The following is a 19,232-nucleotide window of genomic DNA, read 5'->3' as shown; positions in this document are numbered from 1 at the left end:
CCGTAACCCCTCTCATATTCAGCCCATTAGTGGCTTTAGACATATTCTATCACCAAAAACACTCGTATGATCCTTGCGACCGATTTAGACGGAACATTCCTGGGAGGAAGTCAGACCCATAAAGAACAATTGTATGCCCTGATCCGGCAAAACACTGACTTCCGGCTCATCTTTGTAACAGGCCGCGGCGTGGAGACCGTTCTCCCCCTTCTGGCAGACCCTGTTATACCCACACCTGATTACATCATCTGCGACGTAGGGGCCACCGTCCTCGATGGCCATACCCTTCTGCCCATTCAGCCCATCCAGAACAATATTGAGCTGAAATGGCCGGGCAACCAGGTTGTGATGGAACAAATGAATGAAGTAAAAGGCATCCGTCTTCAACCGGTGCCCCAGCAGCGCCGTTGCTCCTTTTATTTCGACGACCCTTCCATTAAAGCGGAAGTCTCCCGCCTTGAAGCAGCCCTCGGCTGCGACATTATCCTGTCTGCCAACAAGTTCCTCGATGTGCTGCCCCCCTCTGTAAATAAGGGCGCCACCTTGCGGCAGCTTGCAGACCTCCTGCAGGTACCGGACAGTGAAATTCTCGTAGCGGGCGATACGCTCAACGACCTGTCGCTCTACGGCCGTGGTTTCCGCGGCGTAGTGGTAGGCGCTGCAGAACCTGCCCTCGTAAGGGCCGTTTCTGACCAAAAAGACACTTACATTGCCAATGCCCCCGGTGCCGGAGGCATCCTCGAAGCACTGCGCCATTTCGATGACTTCAGGCCATTCTACGGGCACGCAGAACCTATTACGCCTCCCGCAGAATCCACCCAGCTGGTAATGCTTTACCACCGCTTCCCCTTCGAAACTGCGGTGGAAGACGGCGAACTGATCCGCCGCAAACCCAAAAGCCCTAACGGCATCCTCCCCACCCTTACCAACTTCTTTAAGTCGGGAAGGCCGGGATTATGGATCGCCTGGCAGGAAGCGGATGAAGACAATCCATCGTCTGACGAGAACTTCTACATCGACCGGGAGGAGTATCCGAACCTGGAAGCCAGTCCGGTGATGCTGCAGAAGGAAGACATTGATATCTTCTACAAAGTATTCTCAAAAGAAGCCTTCTGGCCCGCCATATTCGCTTTTGTGGAGAAAGCCCAGTTCAACCACGAACATTGGGCGCACTACCTGAAAGTGAACCGCATCTTCGCAGAGAAAGCCGCGAAGGAAGCCGCACCCAATGCCATGATATGGATCCACGATTACAACCTGTGGATGGTTCCCGGCTACCTCCGCCAGCTGCGCCCCGATCTGAAGATCGGCTTCTTCCACCATACCGCCTTCCCGGCGGCCAACACCTTCAATGTAATCCCCTGGCGCTCGGAGATCATCCATAGCCTGCTCCAGTGCGATTACGTGAGCTTCCACATCCCCCGCTACGTGGAGAATTTTGTGGATGTAGTGAAAAGCCTCATGCCGGTGAAGATCACAGAAACCGTAAGCTGCGCACCGCGCTTCCTTACTTACAGCTCTGCCATGGGCACAGGCACCATGACGCGCGAAATTGATACCGGCCGCCGCAAAGTAAGGCTCGGAGCCAACCCTGTGGGTGTACACGTCGATTACATCGGCGAACTCCTGCAGCAGGACAGCACCAAAGAACTCATTGCGCAGCTGAAGAAGAATACACACGGCAAGAAAACGATCCTCAGCATCGAAAGGCTCGATTACGTAAAAGGCCCCCTCGAAAAGATCAAAGCATACGCCCAGTTCCTCGAAGAGCATCCTAACCTGCATGGCAAAGTGGAGCTGATCAACATCTGTACGCCTCCGGCGAAAGGAATGAAGATCTACGAACAGGTACAGCAGGAGCTGGAACAGCTCATCGGTATGATTAACGGGAAGTATTCCACGATCGACTGGGTACCCATTCATTTCTTCTTCCGCTCCTTCACCTTCGAAGAAGTGGTAGCTTATTACGCAATCGCAGATATTGCCTGGATCACCCCGCTGCGCGACGGGCTGAACCTCGTAGCGAAAGAATACGTAGCCGTACAGGGACAGAACCCTGACTCTGAAGGCGTACTGGTATTATCAGAATTTGCCGGTGCATCGGTAGAAATGGGAGATGCCATCATGACCAACCCGTATGATAACGTATCTATGACAGACTCACTGCTTCGGGCTATTGCCATGAACAAGCAGGAGCGCCAGATCCGTATGCAGCGGTTGTTTGAGAACATCAGTCATTACAATATCGAGTACTGGGCAGAAGAATTCATGCAGGAGCTCAGTGGCATACATGCCTACAATCTGAGCCTCGCGCATTCATAACACAGGATTGAAAAATGAAAAATACAAAAAGGGCCGCCCGGTAGTGGGGCGGCCTTTTTTATTATTAGTAAGAATATCAAAATAAGATTGCTATGCTGCATCTTTCAATTTAACCTTCGAGGTAATCGCAGCTTTTAATTCATTGTAATTGGTGTAGTAGGAATCCACCAACATAAAGGCCTTTTTCTTTCCTTTCCAAATAGTTAAATACTCCACAACGGCCTTATTCTTTTGTTCATGCGTTTCTACAGAATAACCTTCCAGATCAGCAAACTGCCACTCCTTTGTACCACTATGGCCAAAGAAGCCCCTGGTTTTTATGCTGTAATCTGTCAGCCCCACTTGCAACATGCGGGTTTGAAATACATACAACCAGAAACCAATGATTATTATTAAAAAAGCAATACCGATGTAAATAACAATTGGTGTGCGATGGAGGGCTGCTGCATATTTGCCATTATCTCTCAGCAAGAACATTCCACAACCGATGACAATGCCGGGAATTACAATAGGTATCGGAATCAGGGAATATGCGTATTTATGGAATTTAGAATTCGTATTAATCATAAAGACATGATTGAAAAACTCAGCCCAATGTAAGTCTTCAGTTGAGAATTGCATAGGTTGGGAATGAAAAGAAGAAGCCCCATTGCAGGGGCTCTTCTGAAATAATGTACATCAGTTTTTATCAGAAACCGGCTGTTCCCAGCGTCACCAGCATAAAGACGAACGCCAGTGCCATGATGCCCAGCATTACGATCATAAAGATGCCGTAAAACTTGAACATCGATTTCAGGTTACCGAAAGAATTTGTCAGTGTAGTCTGATCGTTACCGTCCAAAGCTGTTTTAATGCGGGTGGAGAAACGGTACAGGTACACTACAGGAATAGTGAACAGTGCGAGGTAAGCGATAAAAAATGCCACGCCAACGCCTGTGCCCATCACTGCTGCAAAAGGATTGGCAGTGGAATACTCGGCTTCAAACCCACCGGATGCCGCGCTGCCTACAATCAGGCCAAACAGCAATGCCAGTACGTAAAAGCCAATCATGATAAATGCTACAATGGCAAGGAAGCTGCCCCATTTGGCGGTTTCTTTGAGGTAACGTGCGCTTTCTTCGTCGATGTGGAGGTCGAACAGGTTTTGATTTTCCATTTTTCTAGGTTTTATAGATCGTTTCCGGATAAACTTTGTAAACCAGACTCAAATTGCTTTCTCATTTCTCTATACACTTCCAGCAGTGCACTGTGATCCGTTTCAAGTGCGGGCCTTTCCGCATCTTTAAACTTAGCACCATGCTGCAGCCGGGGCCAGAAAATGAACCTGTAATAATGGGAAATATATGATTCGATGACGGGGTTCTCGCGGAATGCCTGCAAGTGGGCTACATTCTCCAGGCTGTTCGCGTAATCACCAAAAAGATCAATGAAGTTAGACAGGGCGTCCATTGCTTTGAGGCTCAGCCTGCGCCGGCTGCTCAAAGCGCTTTCAATGTAATCAGCATCATAACTGTTGCAGACAGCAGGCGTAAGATCCACTACCCTTTCCAGCCATTGCGTAAACCGGGGATTGTAGACCAGGCCGGGTAACTGCGCTTCCGCCGCAGGGGCTACACGTTCGGGAGCCGATGATGTGAAAACCGTTCCTCCTTTATGCATAAGCAGCCTGTCTCCGCTCGCCCTGTCCGTATACCAAACAAGGTATACCGTGTGAGGGAGCGCGGAGGACTGGTAGGCGATAATCCAGGTATCGCAGGCTACACAGCACGACTCAAACCGCTTCTTGACTGACTGCTGATGCATATGATTTCAGGACGAATATATATATTTATTTTATTATTTCGTAATGAATGGACAATTATTATTCTACTTCTCCCAGTTCAGCCATTGCCATTCAAACCCGCCTTCTTCCGCAATAATCTTCACAACACGCTTTCCTTTTCCAGGCAGAACAGCTGCCAGCGGTATCTTTTGCCAGTCTTTCCCGGCAGGAATCTGGACTGCCTTAGCCACTTCCTTCCCGTCTATCAGAACGGTTACCTTCCCCCCGGTTTTACCCCCTCGGGCTGTAATGGAGAGCTTAACCGGCTTCCCGGCACCCAATTCTATCGTGTACTGCTGCCATTCCCCCGTTTCTATCTGGGTGATGTAAACCCCCGAAGGCTCCCAGGCCAGATCCACCCCATCGTTACGTGAAGCCCCGCCCCGGTTGCCGCCGGTATGCTTTGCATCAGACACACGGTAATTGGCGGTATCCTTATCGAAGTAGGCATAGCCATTAGCCCCGAGGTCATACAAGTCTGCCGAGGTGGTGGCGTCGGGTGTTACGAATATCCGTTTGAAGGGTTTAGCTGAGGGGTTTGCCGGTTGGCGTATCATCGCATCAATCACATCGATATGCACCTTATTCCGGTTAAAGTTTGTTGCCAGCGCAAGCGCTTTGAGGGTAGCCCAGGCTTCGTCCGGAGCCGGCTTAGGTGCTGAATTATCCGACCAATATTTCAGGATCTTCTCATACCCTTCCGGCGCTACAATCTCCAGCGGGTTATTGATCCCTATCTTCTTTAATGGCCACCAGGCCCAGCCAATGTTATGGTTTTCCAGCAGGCGGATGGCTTCTGTAAACCATACGTTGGAGTTCTCTCCTGTTTCACCCAGCCAGACAGGGATATCATACTTTTCCCGGGCTTCGAGCATATGGCGGATGCTGGCGGGTGTATTATAGTTCCAGTATTTGTGATAGGAAAGCGCCATGTTACTGTCCCACGGAGGGAAAACACCGCTGTAGTTATTCCCCCAGCCGTTTCCTTCAATGATGATCAGGTGGTTTTGATCTACTTCACGAATGGCCGCCGTGATTTCCATCAGCAGCTTACGGAGGCGGGAGTTATCTTTTTCCTGCGTCCCGTTTTTATCCTTCACAGGATCGGTAAAGCCGAAGTTAGGTTCATTGATGAGGTCATACGCCCCTATCCAGGGCTCGTTCTTATACCGTTCCGCCAGTTTGCGCCAGAGGGCTACTGTTTTACGCTGATGCTCCGCATCGTCCCATAACGATGGCTTGCTGCCATCGCGGTCGGAGATATTGAGATCATTCCCCTGTCCACCGGGAGCCGCGTGAAGATCCAGTATCAGGTACATCTGGTTGGCCTTGCACCATTCCAGCAAACTGTCTGTCATAACGAACCCTTTTTCCAGCCAGGTATCCTGTCCTTTCATGGGTTCCTTATCTGCAGGCAAAGTATAGAGGTTAAAATGCATGGGCAGGCGGACGGAGTTAAAACGCAGCTTTTTCAGCGCATCAATATCCGCACGGGTAGTATGATTGGCCAGCCAGGTGTCGTAGAACTCAGCAGTGCGTGCGGGCCCTACCAGTTCTTCAATCCTTTCGCGGATGCGGTATTGCTGCCCTTCGCGGTACACCTTCAGCATATACCCTTCCTGTAGCATCCATCCGCCAAGGCCGATACCCCGCAGCAGTACGGGCTTCCCTTTGCCGTCAACGATTTCCTTTCCTGATCTTTTGAGATAGCCACCCTGGGCCAGTGTACTGAAACCCGTGAGCACGAGCCAGCACCATAAGACGATAGTTTTCATATAAGCTAACATGGAATGTAATGATCCTTCAAAATAGCTATAAGTTTTTCCACCCGCAAGATCACGCCGTCCGTTTTGTTCCGATACCGGAAATTCTGTCCGATATCGAACGCTTTTTAAGAAGCGACTTTTTGCATCTGATTGGAAATGAGATTATTCCGTTTGGCATCCGTCTTGGAAAGAGAAAGTCAAATTTCTAAAGATCCTTATGGACAGATCACTGCCATCATCATTCACACAAAGCATCCGGCGCAAACGGTGGATATGGGCGTTCATCGCAGTCGTTGCCATCGTACTCACCATACTGGCCATCCGCATGTTCTTCCACGCCTCCGTTTCCCGCGCTTCTATCCAGACCGCTCAAACCGGTAAAGGCGATATCGAAAACACCCTGACCGCTTCCGGAGAAGTGTTGCCGGAATTCGAGGAAGTGATTACCAGTCCGGTCAGCGCCTCCATCCTCGAAGTGTCCGTAGCCGCAGGGGCATCGGTCAAAGAAGGACAGCCGCTCCTGAAGCTAGATAAAGCCGCAGTGGAATCGGAACTGGAGAAAGGTAAGTTTCTGCTGGAGCAAAGCAGGAATAACATCCGCAAACTGCGCCTTCAGCTCGACAAGAGTTACTTCGACCTGCAGACGGGCAACAACATCAAACAGCTGCGTATTCAGGCCCTGCAGGCCGATGTGGAGAATGCCCGCCGCTTATACAAAGCGGGTGGCGGCACAAGGGAGAGCGTGGAGCAGGCAGAAACGAGCCTGCGTGTGGCGCAGCTGGAAAAAGCACAACTGGAAAACGAGATAAAGAATAAACAGGAAGCCATGCAGGTAGAAATGCGGGAATCGGAGCTGGAATCCGCCATACAGGGACAGGCACTGGGAGAGCTGAAAAGGAAGCTCGACCGGGCCGGTATCGTTGCCCCCCGGGGCGGCGTGGTTACCTGGGTAAACCGGAACATCGGCACAACCGTGCGAGAGGGCGAGCCGCTGGTAAGGATCGCGGATCTCCAAAGCTTTAAGGTGACGGGCACGATTGCAGACAATTACTCAGACAAGCTGTCTGCCGGAATGCCCGTCATCATCCGCATCCAGGAGCAAAGCATCAGGGGCCGCGTACAATCCGTTCACCCCACGGTACAAAACAGCTCCGTTACTTTCGACATCCTGCTGGACGAGCGCCATCACCCCTCCCTCCGCCCCAACCTGAAAGTAGACGTGTATCCCGTAACCGCTGCCGGCAGGAACGTACTCAGGGCGCCCAATGGCCCGGCGTTTAACGGCGTATCGCCCATGCCGGTGTATGTGGTACAGGGTAATAAAGCCGTACGGCGTATGGTGCAAACAGGCATGAGCAATTTCGATTATGTGGAGATCAAGAGCGGCCTTAACCCCGGTGAAACCTTTATCCTGTCAGACATGAGCCAGTTCAGGCACGCTAAAGAAATCAATATCCAATGACACGCATTCCTTCCGCCATCATAACCATTCTCATCATCGCGGCGCCCGGAGCCATCCGTGCCCAGGACACCATGCGGCTAACACTGACCGAAGTGGTAGACATGGCGCGTGCCGGCTCCATCGCCGCGAAACAAGCCGTCACCATCCGCAAAACCAAATACTGGGAATGGCGCACCCACCGCTCCAATTATCAGCCACAGCTGGCGCTGGAAGGCACCCTGCCGGGGTTTCAGAAAACCTTTAACCCCGTAACCCAGCCCAATGGTACCATTAAGTTTGAGCCGGTGCATTACAACAACTCATCGCTCAACCTCTCTTTCAGCCAGGGTATTACCGCCACCGGAGGGCGCATCTACGGCGCCACGCAGCTGCAGCGGTTCGATGACTTCGACCGCAAGGCTACCCTGTACAACGCTATCCCCTATACGGTAGGGTATTCGCAGCCGCTCTTCCAGTTTAACCAGATGAAGTGGGACAAGCGGATTGCCCCGCTGAAATATGCGGAAAGCAAACAGCAGTTTATTGCTGACATGGAACTGATCGCTGTAAACGCCAGCGGGCTCTTCTTCGACCTGCTGATTGCCCAGGTAAACCACCAGATCGCTTTAACGAACCTGGAGAATACCCGGCAGATACAGCGCATAGCGGATGAAAAGTTCCAGCTGGGCAAAATATCCCGGAACGAAATCTTACAATTGCAGCTGGAATACCTGAAAGCAGAGAAATCTGCCGGTACTGCCCGCCGTGATATGGAGATAGCCGCCATGAACCTGAGGGCTTATGCAGGCATGCAGCATACCGGGAAGATACAGCTGCAATTGCCGCCTGCTGCCATCGCTATGGAAGTGAGTATGGACAGGGTGCTGGAAGAAGCCAATGCCAACAACGCGCAATTACTTTCTTCCGAACGCCGCATACGGGAGGCACGCCGGGATGTAGCCAAGGCAAAAGGAGAAAACGGTCTGAACGCCGCCCTCAATGCCAACCTCGGATATTCCAACAGTGCTGCGGATTTAGGTAAAGTATACCGCAACCCGCAAAACCAGCAGCTGGTAGAACTGACGTTTACCATCCCGGTGCTGGACTGGGGCCGCCAGCGCTCCCGAACCAAAACGGCCGAAGCCAACCTCGAATTCACGCAGTATGCCGTGGAGCAGGACAAGCAGAACTTCACCCAGTCTGTTGCCACACAGGTAACGCTGTACGACATGATGAAGGACCAGGTGAAGCTAAGCGCCAATGCAGACAGCATTGCATCAGAGAAGTACGAGATTGCGCGGCAGCGGTATGTACTGGGCAACCTGAGCATTACCGACCTCAGCATCGCCTTCCAGGAAAAGGATCAGGCCAAGCGCGACTACATCCTCGCCCTGCGCGACTTCTGGAGTGCTTACTATGAATTACGCTATTTATCCCTTTACGATTTTGAACTAAATAAAAAGATCACGTATGATACAATTGCATCAAATTGAGAAAGTATACCGGACAGATACGGTAGAAACACAGGCCCTCAACGGCATCAATCTCGCTGTGGCCAAAGGCGAGTTCCTCAGCATCATGGGCCCATCAGGCTGCGGCAAAAGCACCCTGCTCAATATCATGGGATTGCTGGATGAACCCAGCGGCGGGCAGATTTCCATCGCCGGAAGCGATACCCGCAACCTGGGCGATAAACAAATGGCCCATTTCCGCAACCAGCGTATCGGGTTCATATTCCAGAGCTACCACCTCATCAACGACCTGCGTGTGCTGGACAATGTGGAGCTGCCCCTCCTCTACCGTAAGAGCGCCGCGAAAGAAAGAAGGGAACTGGCGGCAGAGGCACTGGGCAAAGTAGGACTCAGTAACCGCATGAAGCACTTCCCCACACAACTTTCCGGCGGACAGAAGCAGCGCGTGGCCATTGCCCGGGCTATTGTGGGAAGGCCTTCCATCATTTTGGCCGATGAGCCTACGGGTAACCTCGACAGTGCAATGGGTAACGAAGTGATGGACATCCTGCTCAGGCTTAACAAAGAAGACGGCACCACCATCGTGATGGTAACGCACGACGAACAAATGGCCCGTAAAACGCACCGGCTCGTCCGCCTTTTCGACGGCGCACAGGTTCAATAAACATACAATCCCACCCACATGCTCACGAACTATTTTAAAATCGCCATAGCCGTATTGAAGCGCAGGAAGTTCTTCACGTTCATCTCGCTTTTCGGCATCAGCTTTTCCCTTACCATCCTCATGGTGCTCACATCCGTGAGCGACCACCTCGTCAGCAGCTCTTACCCTGACGTGAACCGCGACAGGAACCTGTATTCCCTGCAGTTAATGCTGTCTGCCCCGGCAAGGCAGGGCCAGAATACCGGTCCGTACAGCTACCACTTCCTTCAAACGTATGTAGCCCCCATGAAAACACCGGAAGCGGTGGCTATATCGTCCTTCTTCAGTCCGTCCAACACCTATGTCAACAACCGTAAGCTGGTGATCAACATTAAATACACGAATGCCGGTTTCTGGGAAGTAATGCAATTCAACTTTCTGGAAGGCAAAGCTTACAGCCAGGCGCAGATAGACGCAGGTGAGCGGGTAGCCGTCATCACAGAAAGTACACGGGATAAATACTTCGGCCAGGGAGTAACCGCCGTAGGAAAGATGCTGGAAACGGACAACCAGCAGTACAGAGTTATCGGTGTTGTAAAAAGCGTACCCGTAACCCAGCTTTTCGCTTACGGTGATATGTATATGCCGTGGACGCTCTCCAGGCAGGAGCAGGAGAATAAAGGATACAATGGTACCTACCTCGCAGTAATGATGGCCCGCAATAAGACAGACATACCTGCCATGAAAGCGGAATTCGACAACATCATGAAGCGCGTACCCATGCCATATAAGGATTTTACGGAAATGAAAGCATTTACCCAATCCTACCTGCCCACCTTTACCCGTTTGCTGCTGGGGCGTGATGAAACAGACGGCACTGCCAAACTCTATACCTACATGGGCATCTTCCTCCTGTTCTTCCTCCTGCTGCCCACCCTTAACCTCGTGAACCTCAACCTGAGCCGTATCCTCGAAAGAGCATCGGAAATAGGGGTGCGCAAGGCATTCGGTGCTTCTTCCGGCACACTGGTAGTACAGTTTATCGTGGAAAACATCATTCTGACACTCATCGGCGGGCTCATCGGCATTGTATTGTCATTGATCGTGATCGCTTTGATCAACCAGGCGGAACTGTTCAGCCATGTTTACCTCACCCTCAATTACACCGTGCTCGGTATCAGCCTGGTGATCTGCATACTATTCGGATGTATATCCGGCGTGTACCCGGCCTGGCGTATGAGCCGCATGCAAATCTCCAAAGCATTAAAAACCGTTTAAATCATTTGTATGCTGCAACATCTGCTTACCCTTATATGGAATAAAAAACGACAGCACTTCCTGCTGTTCCTGGAGTTGTTCATCTCCTTCCTCGTGCTGTTCGCCGTATTCACCATGCTGGTTTTTAACTATGGTAACTACCGCAAACCGCGTGGCTTCGAATATGAGCGCGTACTGTCTGTATCCGCATTCCAGCGCTTCGCAGGGGATGCTCCGCGCGATTCACTGACCATTATCTCCCAACAACTTAAACGCGCACTGGAAGCTGTACCGGGCGTAACTGCCGTATCGTACGTAAGCGGTAACAGTCCGTATACAATGAGCCAGTCCAGCAACAACATTACCTACAACAATATTTCAGCGCAACCCGACGAATACTGGGCCGACGATGATTTCGCCAAAGTGCTGCAGGTACATATGGTGAAGGGAAGATGGTTCAACAAATCTGATGGTGCTGCCGCCCGGAAACCGGTTGTTATCAATGAAACACTTGCAGAGAAATTCTTCGGAACGGCAGATCCTGTCGGGAAGATACTGAATACCGGTACAGACAAACAGATCGTTGGCGTGGTACGCAATCTGAAAGACAAGGGAGACTATGCCGAATTAACACCCGGTATATATCAACGGATAGACAGCGGGTACCAGGACAGGTTCCTGATAAAACTAACTGCCGGTGCGGCCCCGTCTACCGAAAGCATGATCTACAAAACCATTATGCACCAGCTCCCTTCATCCAATACGGAAATTGAAAAGCTGGAAGACAAGCGTGTGATGAAGAACCGCATGTCCCTCATCCCAGTGATCCTCATGCTGGTGATCAGCGGCTTCCTCGTTTTGAATGTGGCACTGGGTATTTACGGTGTGGTATGGTACAGTGTGAACAAGCGCCGCGGGGAGATAGGTTTACGGAAAGCGGTGGGCGCCACATCCGGCGGCATTACCCGCCAGATCATCGGGGAAGCCCTGGTGCTCACTACCCTGCCTTTGCTGCTGGGGATCATCCTCGCAGCACAGTTCCCCTTGCTCAATTTGTTTGACATGCCAGTATCGATTTACATCGTGGCTATCCTGATGGCTGCAGCGTTTCTATACCTGCTGGTTACCCTTTGCTCCCTGTATCCCGGACGGCAGGCGGCGAAAATCTACCCCGCCGTAGCTTTGCATGAAGATTAATATTTACTTTTAAGGCGTATGATCCTGATCATTGACGACGATATCGCAGTTAGAACATCCCTCCTGCTCCTTGTAAGGCAGGAGGGGTATGAGGCCGCAGCTGCGGGCACACCCGAACAGGCTATGGAAGCCATCAGTACCACCCGGCCCGCCCTCGTGCTGCTGGACCTTAACTTCTCCATCCGCACCACCGGAGAAGAAGGCATGGCGCTGCTGGAACGGATTAAACAACACGACAATACCATCCCCGTTATCCTCATCACCGGCTGGGGAAGCATAGAACTGGCCGTACAGGGCATGAAACTGGGCGCGGCAGACTTTATCACAAAACCCTGGAGCAACGATGCCCTTTTACAGTCTGTACGCACAGTACTGGCATTGCAAACGAATAAGCCTGTCGCCAAAGTCACACGCAAACAGCTCGACAAAGATTTCGACTTCCGTCAGATAATCGGGGAAGACCCCGCTATTCTGCAGGTGCTTGAAACCATCAGCCGCGTGGCTGCCACCGATGCCTCCATACTCATCACCGGCGAAAGCGGTACGGGCAAGGAACTCATCGCCGAAGCCATCCACCAGAACTCCCGCCGCAAGCAGCGCCCCTTTGTGAAAGTGAACCTTGGCGGCATATCCTCCTCCCTCTTCGAAAGTGAAATGTTCGGGCACATCAGAGGCGCGTTTACCGATGCACGGTACGACCGGATCGGCCGCTTTGAAATGGCCAGCAAAGGCACCATTTTCCTTGATGAAACCGGCGACCTGGAGCCCACCAGCCAGGTAAAGCTCCTCCGCGTGCTGCAGGACCGTACATACGAAGTACTCGGCAGCAGCCGTACCAAAACTGTTGATGTTCGCGTGGTATGCGCTACCAACAAGAACCTCCACCAGATGGTGGCCGATGGTACATTCCGGGAAGATCTGATGTACCGCATCAACCTCATCACCATTCACCTCCCCGCACTCCGCGACCGTGCAGGCGATATACCCCTGCTGGTGAACCATTTCATCCGCAACCTCCGTGAAATCTATAACCGGCCGCAGCTCACCGTTTCAAAAGAAGCGCTGAAATGGCTGCAGTCGCTCCCCCTGCCCGGCAACATCCGGCAGCTGAAGAACCTTACGGAGCGTACCATGCTGGTGCATAATACAGACGTGCTGGAGATAGACCATTTCCGGGGGCAGCTGGAATTATCTCCCGCCGCTAAGGGACAGCTGCAATTGCCCGGCGTGGGTACCATTACACTGGAAGATCTGGAAGTGGAAATGATCCGGAAAGCGATGGCTTTCCATCAGCATAAAATAGCCCGTGCGGCGGCATCACTGGGGCTCACGCGCAGCGCGCTCTACCGCAGGCTTGAAAAATACAATATACCCTACGATGAAGCTGCGGACTAAATTCCTGCTGTTCGTGATCGTACTGCATGCAGTAGCCCTCACACTTTCCTGGTTTGTGTTCAAAGAAAACCGCTGGCTCTTCCTCGTCAGCGAACTGCTCATTTTAATATCGCTCTGGTTTTCCCGGAGCTTGTACCTGCAATTGCTGCGGCCGCTGAAGATGCTCACACAGGGCGCGGAAGCCCTGCGCGATAAGGACTTCAGCGTGCGGCTGCTGAAAACCGGGCAGCAGGAAATGGATGCACTTATTGAAGTGTATAACCAGATGCTCGACCAGCTCCGCCATGAGCGTACCATGCAGGAACAACAGCACTTCTTCCTCGAAAAGCTCATCTACACCTCTCCCACCGGCATCATCATCCTCGATTACGACGGGGCTGTACAGCAAACCAATCCCAAAGCACAGGAGCTGCTGCAACAGCTGCCCCGCCTGCTGGAAGATGTACAGGCGCTGGACAGCGGGGAATCCCGTACGCTGACGCTGAACGGGGTGAAAACCTTTAAACTGCAGAAGTCGCATTTCATTGACCGGGGCTTTGCCCGGCATTTTGTGATGATAGAAGAACTGACCACGGAAATACTGGCGGCGGAGAAGAAAGTATACGGCAAAGTGATCCGCATGATGGCACATGAAGTCAACAACACCATTGGCCCGGTTAACAGCATCATCGGCTCTACCTTAAAGGCACATGCGCTGGATGAAGCCCACCGCGGAGCGCTGGAAGTAGCTGCGGAAAGGAACCAGCACCTCAACGGGTTCATGCGCAACTTTGCCGACCTCGTGAAGCTGCCCCCGCCGGATAAGAAACCCATCTCCCTCCAATCCCTCCTGCACCATGCTGCCCGTTTATACGAGGCGCCTGCAGCAGAAAAGAATATCCGCCTCCATCTCGATTTCCTTGAACAGGATATGACCATCCGGGCCGACCAGCTGCAGCTGGAACAGGTGCTCATCAACATCCTTAAAAACAGCCTGGAAGCTATCGGGCAGGATGGCGACATCCGCCTCATCCAGCAAAAGGATGGCATCGTTATCACAGATACAGGCCACGGCGTGGAAGTACCAGCCGATGTGTTTACCCCCTTCTTTACCACCAAACCCGACGGACAGGGCATTGGCCTCATGCTGGTCCGCGACATCCTCCTGGCACATGGCTGGCAGTTCAGCCTTGAAACCCCTCAGCCCGGGAATACACAGTTTACCATCCGCTTCCCCCGCTAACCCCTTCCTGATTACCGGGTAATACTATGCAACTACATAGGAAAGGCATCCCTATGTCTTAAACCCTTGTATACAAACCCATATGTTACCCGGATATAACCCGGGGATATCCCGTAGATAAGCCGCCCTTATATAGGGGCGGCTTATGGGCGGCTTAAGGGCGGGATATAGGCGGCTTAAGGGCGGCTTATCTCTACTTCTACCTTGCCTGATCCATGACGGTACCATGACTTAAGGCTGCTTCTTTTACCGGTTTACAGGGTGCCGGGAGTTCGAAATACCAGGGAAATACCCGAAGCCTGCTTTCTGTTGCCGCTCTCCTTTGCTACGGCCCTTAATTGGCTGATTATAAGTATCTTTAAGCAAACTGTAAGGAATTGACTGTGAATACCCTGGAACTACAACAGTTCGATGCACTCAGGGAAGTGCCGGAACCGCAATTGCAATGGCTGATCGATAACTGTGAAACGGAACGTTACACGGAAGGCACGTACATGTATAAACCGGGCGACGAGATCCGGGGAGTTCATTTCATCCTTTCAGGCTCCATTGAGTTTTACCGTATACAGGGTGGGAATAAGGTACCGGTAACGGATATTGAAGCCCGGCAGGTAACGGGCATCCTTCCCTTCTCCCGCGCCCGCGGCAGCATCGCTTTTTCCTGCTGCAAAACGGATGTGGAATTGCTCACCTTCCCCAAAGCACGGCTCAGGGAAATGATTTCCCTGCATTATGAACTTACACAGGCCCTCGTGTTTGTGATGACCAGCCGTGTACGGGATTTCACCATCATCACCCAGCAAAATGAAAAGATGATGGCACTGGGGAAACTGGCCGCCGGGCTGGCCCATGAACTCAATAACCCCGCAGCTGCCATCGTTCGCGGGTCAGATACTTTAGGGGAACACCTGCGTGGTGCGCCGGATACTTTCCGCAAACTCCTCTCTGCCCGCCTTACACCGGAAGAAGCGGATTTCGTTTGCGAAAAAATAAGGGTATGCCTTGTGAATGATGATAAGCCCGTGCCCGGCATGCTGGAACGCAGCAGCCAGGAAGATGCCATCAGCGACTGGCTGTATGACCACAAGATCCCTGAAGCGCCGGATATGGCGGAGAACTTCCGGCATTACGGGCTTATGCCCGCGGAGCTGGATACATTTGCTGCCAAATTGCCTGCAGAATACCTGCCTACCGTTCTCAGCTGGATCAGCAGTCATTTCACCACAGAGCGCATGCTGGCCGATATCCGGGAGGCGTCTCAACGGATATCCGGACTGGTAAAATCCGTCAAAATATTCACGCATATGGATGGCGGGGCCGATAAGCAGTTCATCGATATTCATACCGGCATCCGCAACACCCTCGTGATGATGGAATATAAATTGCGGAAAAGCAAGGTAGTGGTGAAGGAAGAATTCGATATGAGCCTGCCCCCGGTATATGCCCTTTCCGGCGAACTGAACCAGGTATGGACCAACCTCATCGATAATGCGGCCGATGCGCTGGAGCAACAGGGCAATGGCATGCTTACCATCCGGACGGAACGCGATGGTGAGTTCGTGAAGGTATCGGTAACGGATAATGGTCCGGGTATACCGCCGGAAAACCTATCCCGCATCTTCGACCCGTTTTTTACCACCAAGGAAATCGGTAAAGGCACCGGGCTTGGGCTGGATGCGGTGATCAACATCATCCGTCAGCACCGTGGCACCGTGAAAGCCACTTCCGAACCCGGGAACACCGTATTTACCATTTGCTTCCCCATCAACGGGGAAGTGCATTGACAACAGACATGAATCAGCCCATCATATTTCTTATAGACGACGATCAGCAGGTGCTCCGCGCCATCAGCCGCGACCTGCGCAATCAATACCGCGAGCATTACCGCATCCTTTCCACTTCTTCCGTGGCGGAAGCGCTGGCCAGCCTTACCGAGCTTCAGAACAAAGGCGAAGAAATTGCACTCTTCCTCTCCGACCAGCGCATGCCTGAAATGGATGGTGTACAGTTCCTCGAAAAGGCCATGAAGATCTTCCCCGACGCCAAACGCGTGCTGCTGACGGCCTATTCCGATACGGAAGCGGCCATTAAAGCCATCAACGATGTGAAGCTGGATTACTACCTCATGAAACCCTGGGACCCGCCGGAGGAGAAGCTGTACCCCGTTATGGAAGAGATACTGGGCGACTGGCAGGCCAGTTACCGGCCCGATTTCAAAGGCATCCGGGTGATAGGATACCAGTTTTCCCCGCGCAGCCATGAAATCAAAGATTTCCTGGCGGGCAACCTCATTCCCTATCAGTGGATGGATGTGGAAAGCAGTGAACAGGGAAAATTACTGGCTGCTGCCAACGAGCTGGGCGCACAGGAACTGCCTGCTATTATTTTCGAAGACGGTGCGCTGTTTAAAAAACCGGCGCTGAAAGATATCGCCTCCCGCATAGGCCTGAACCCAACCGTGCGCAACCAGGTGTATGATGTAACCATCATAGGCGCTGGCCCGGCAGGACTGGCAGCCTCAGTGTACGGTGCATCAGAAGGGCTCAGTACATTGCTCATTGAACGGAGGGCGCCTGGCGGACAGGCGGGTACCAGTTCCCGGATCGAGAACTATCTCGGCTTCCCTACCGGCCTTAGCGGGGCCGATCTTACCCGGCGTGCCATAACACAGGCCACCCGCTTCGGAACGGAGTTTTTATCGCCGCAGTCGGTGGCAGGTATAGAAGTGAAGGATCAGTACAAGATCATCAGGCTGGATGATGGTACGGAGATATACAGTAAAGCGCTCGTGATTACTACAGGAGTAGATTACCGGAAGCTGGAAACCAGCGGTATCGGTGATTTTACCGGCGCCGGGGTATACTACGGTGCCGCCAGTACGGAAGCGGCTTCCTGCAGGGATAAGGAAGTGTTTGTACTGGGAGGTGGTAACTCGGCCGGACAGGCAGCCATGTATCTGTCTAAGTTCGCGAAGAACGTGTATATCGTGATCAGGAAGCCTGACCTGCGGGCGTCTATGAGTGCATACCTCATCGACCAGATCGCGCAAACGCCTAATATACGGCTGCTGCCCTGTGCGGAAATATCCAAAGCAAGCGGGGAAACCACGCTGAAGCAGCTGCGCCTGCGGGATCTTAATTCAGGACAGGAGCACGAAATGCCGGCGGATGCATTGTATATCTTTATCGGTGCTAAGCCCTATACCGAATGGATCGGGGAAAGCATCATCAAAAACGATAAAGGATTTATTGAAACCGGCCGCGACCTGCAGCACTACCCCATCTTCCGGCAGCTGTGGAAACCTGCCAGAGACCCGTATACACTGGAAACGAGCTGTCCGGGTATATTTGCCGCAGGCGATGTGCGCGCAGGCGCCATGAACCGTGTGGCGGCCGCTGTGGGTGAAGGCTCCATGGCCATCAGCTTTGTACATAAATATCTTGCAGAAACCTGATTAACCATCTTAAACCTGTTTATATGGCACCCAAACCCTGTAAGCACATCATGGAACTGAAAACGCTCCTGCGCCCTGAGAAGTTTGAATGTGAAGCCTGCGTGAAAGAGGGCGGCAGATGGCTGCACCTGCGCACCTGCCAGACCTGCGGCGGCACATTCTGCTGCGACGATTCCCCCTCCCGGCATATGACTGCCCATTACCAGGATACCGGGCACCCCGTGGTTATTTCCGCAGAGCCGGGCGAGCAGTGGATATGGTGCTATAAAGATGAAAGTTTCGCAGAATATTAACCGGCACTTGCACATACTAAATATTTAACATATATTTAAGGACAAACCTTTGTCCTATGAAAAACTTATCCGCTACCCTTCTTGCGGTGATGCTGCTGTTCGTCACCGTATCCAACAGTTTCTTCTGCGGCATTCTTGCCTATAACTGGATCGACCCATCGTCCCTGAAAGGCGCATTACTGTTCCTTTTCGCCTGGGGTGCGGCATCCTGTGCGGGGTATATCGTGTTTTCCAAGATCATGGAAATGGTATTCGGGAAAGTAGAATAAAGAGGGGTATGCAAGGTTGGGGAAATCTCCGTAACTTGGAGCCTTCATTCCTATACCACATGAAGAAGTTAACATCCCTTGGGTTTGCCTGTGCAGTAGTATTTTTATCTGCCTGCAGTAAAAAAGACGAAGAGGCAAAGCCTTCCAATTCCATTACCGGCACTTATGAACTGGTGGCGATGTACGTGAAAGCGCGTACGGAACTTACCTATAAGGAGAACAATGATAACATGAAAATGGTATCCGTTGTGGAGTATACTACCACGGAAAATACCGGCATGCTCATTTTTGAAGCCAATAAAGTAACGGCTAACGCAGTCAGTTATAAAATCAATACTAATTTTACGCTGGAAACATTCACAAATGGTGTGAGTGACGGGCAGGCCATTGAATTTCCCTTCAATGTAGCCATGCCGAAATACAACAGCGTATCCAGCTACCGGTTGATTGGTGAAGATTCGCTGTATATGGATCAGGGGATGACGCAGATCCCGACCGGCGGAACCGGGCAGGGCACTCCTGCTATACCGGGAGGTGCAAAATTCGTGAAAGTCAACGGGGAGTTGATTATGACCGCCAAACTCAATATGTCGGCCCCTTCCATGGACGCGGGTGTACCGGGTACCAAAACCCAGACCATCGTACAGATTTCCCGGTTAAAGAAATTATAAACGGAAAC

General features: G+C 52.0%; 17 protein-coding genes. 13 read left to right on the top strand and 4 right to left on the bottom strand.

The genetic code is table 11. The features are described 5' to 3' along the window. Window positions 1-66: 66 nt before the first annotated feature. Window positions 67-2,322 carry a glucosylglycerol-phosphate synthase gene (gene ggpS, locus DEV76_RS18205; protein ID WP_109699344.1) on the top strand — a complete coding sequence of 752 codons (2,256 nt, stop codon included), beginning with the start codon at window positions 67-69 and terminating at the stop codon, window positions 2,320-2,322. Window positions 2,323-2,412: 90 nt separating this feature from the next. On the opposite strand, the gene DEV76_RS18200 is transcribed toward ggpS, so the two are convergent. From DEV76_RS18200 to DEV76_RS18185, 4 genes are all read right to left on the bottom strand, one after another. Beyond that, window positions 2,413-2,889: a hypothetical protein gene (locus DEV76_RS18200; RefSeq protein WP_157962971.1), complete on the bottom strand. Its 477-nt coding sequence runs from the start codon at window positions 2,887-2,889 to the stop codon at window positions 2,413-2,415. A 121-nt stretch (window positions 2,890-3,010) separates the two neighbouring features. Next, the gene (locus DEV76_RS18195) at window positions 3,011-3,478 is read right to left on the bottom strand and encodes a DUF5362 family protein (protein ID WP_109699342.1); all 468 of its coding nucleotides are present in this window, start codon (window positions 3,476-3,478) and stop codon (window positions 3,011-3,013) included. Window positions 3,479-3,489: 11 nt separating this feature from the next. Next, window positions 3,490-4,125, bottom strand: coding sequence for a hypothetical protein (locus DEV76_RS18190; RefSeq protein WP_157962970.1), 636 nt, complete (start codon window positions 4,123-4,125; stop codon window positions 3,490-3,492). 63 nt (window positions 4,126-4,188) lie between these two features. Continuing rightward, complete coding sequence (locus DEV76_RS18185) at window positions 4,189-5,919, bottom strand: cellulase family glycosylhydrolase (protein WP_109699383.1); 1,731 nt, start codon at window positions 5,917-5,919, stop codon at window positions 4,189-4,191. Window positions 5,920-6,127: 208 nt separating this feature from the next. On the opposite strand from DEV76_RS18185, the gene DEV76_RS18175 reads away from it, so the two are divergent. The 12 genes from DEV76_RS18175 to DEV76_RS18120 all read left to right on the top strand — a co-directional run bounded on the left by DEV76_RS18175 (window position 6,128) and on the right by DEV76_RS18120 (window position 19,224). Next, window positions 6,128-7,372, top strand: a complete 1,245-nt coding sequence (locus DEV76_RS18175) for an efflux RND transporter periplasmic adaptor subunit (protein ID WP_109699339.1) — start codon at window positions 6,128-6,130, stop codon at window positions 7,370-7,372. After that, a complete protein-coding gene (locus DEV76_RS18170) occupies window positions 7,369-8,844 on the top strand; it encodes a TolC family protein (RefSeq protein ID WP_109699338.1) in 1,476 nt (491 codons plus the stop codon). The genes DEV76_RS18175 and DEV76_RS18170 overlap by 4 nt, the downstream gene beginning before the upstream one ends. Continuing rightward, on the top strand, window positions 8,822-9,487 hold the full coding sequence (locus DEV76_RS18165; RefSeq protein ID WP_109699337.1) for an ABC transporter ATP-binding protein: 666 nt from the start codon (window positions 8,822-8,824) through the stop codon (window positions 9,485-9,487). Before DEV76_RS18170 ends, DEV76_RS18165 begins: the two co-directional genes overlap by 23 nt. 18 nt (window positions 9,488-9,505) lie before the next feature. Further along, window positions 9,506-10,744 carry an ABC transporter permease gene (locus tag DEV76_RS18160; RefSeq protein WP_109699336.1) on the top strand — a complete coding sequence of 413 codons (1,239 nt, stop codon included), beginning with the start codon at window positions 9,506-9,508 and terminating at the stop codon, window positions 10,742-10,744. A gap of 9 nt (window positions 10,745-10,753) precedes the next feature. Continuing rightward, window positions 10,754-11,920 (top strand): ABC transporter permease, encoded by a 1,167-nt coding sequence (locus tag DEV76_RS18155; protein WP_109699335.1) that lies wholly within the window; start codon window positions 10,754-10,756, stop codon window positions 11,918-11,920. A gap of 18 nt (window positions 11,921-11,938) precedes the next feature. Beyond that, window positions 11,939-13,315, top strand: coding sequence for a sigma-54-dependent transcriptional regulator (locus DEV76_RS18150; protein WP_109699334.1), 1,377 nt, complete (start codon window positions 11,939-11,941; stop codon window positions 13,313-13,315). Beyond that, on the top strand, window positions 13,299-14,537 hold the full coding sequence (locus DEV76_RS18145; RefSeq protein ID WP_109699333.1) for a sensor histidine kinase: 1,239 nt from the start codon (window positions 13,299-13,301) through the stop codon (window positions 14,535-14,537). The genes DEV76_RS18150 and DEV76_RS18145 overlap by 17 nt, the downstream gene beginning before the upstream one ends. 383 nt (window positions 14,538-14,920) lie before the next feature. Next, a complete protein-coding gene (locus DEV76_RS18140) occupies window positions 14,921-16,321 on the top strand; it encodes an ATP-binding protein (RefSeq protein ID WP_232826986.1) in 1,401 nt (466 codons plus the stop codon). An 8-nt stretch (window positions 16,322-16,329) separates the two neighbouring features. Beyond that, window positions 16,330-17,991, top strand: a complete 1,662-nt coding sequence (locus tag DEV76_RS18135; protein WP_109699382.1) for a response regulator — start codon at window positions 16,330-16,332, stop codon at window positions 17,989-17,991. Window positions 17,992-18,014: 23 nt separating this feature from the next. Continuing rightward, entirely contained in the window at window positions 18,015-18,284 is a 270-nt protein-coding gene (locus DEV76_RS18130; RefSeq protein ID WP_109699331.1) for a UBP-type zinc finger domain-containing protein, read from the top strand. A gap of 56 nt (window positions 18,285-18,340) precedes the next feature. Continuing rightward, window positions 18,341-18,553 carry a hypothetical protein gene (locus tag DEV76_RS18125; protein ID WP_109699330.1) on the top strand — a complete coding sequence of 71 codons (213 nt, stop codon included), beginning with the start codon at window positions 18,341-18,343 and terminating at the stop codon, window positions 18,551-18,553. Between the two features lie 59 nt (window positions 18,554-18,612). Then, window positions 18,613-19,224 carry a hypothetical protein gene (locus DEV76_RS18120; protein ID WP_109699329.1) on the top strand — a complete coding sequence of 204 codons (612 nt, stop codon included), beginning with the start codon at window positions 18,613-18,615 and terminating at the stop codon, window positions 19,222-19,224. Window positions 19,225-19,232: the final 8 nt, after the last annotated feature.

This window comes from Chitinophaga deserti (assembly GCF_003149455.1).
Lineage (GTDB): Bacteria > Bacteroidota > Bacteroidia > Chitinophagales > Chitinophagaceae > Chitinophaga > Chitinophaga deserti.
The sequence above is the reverse complement of the archived record's forward strand: the minus strand, read 5'-3'. Positions and strand labels throughout refer to the sequence as shown.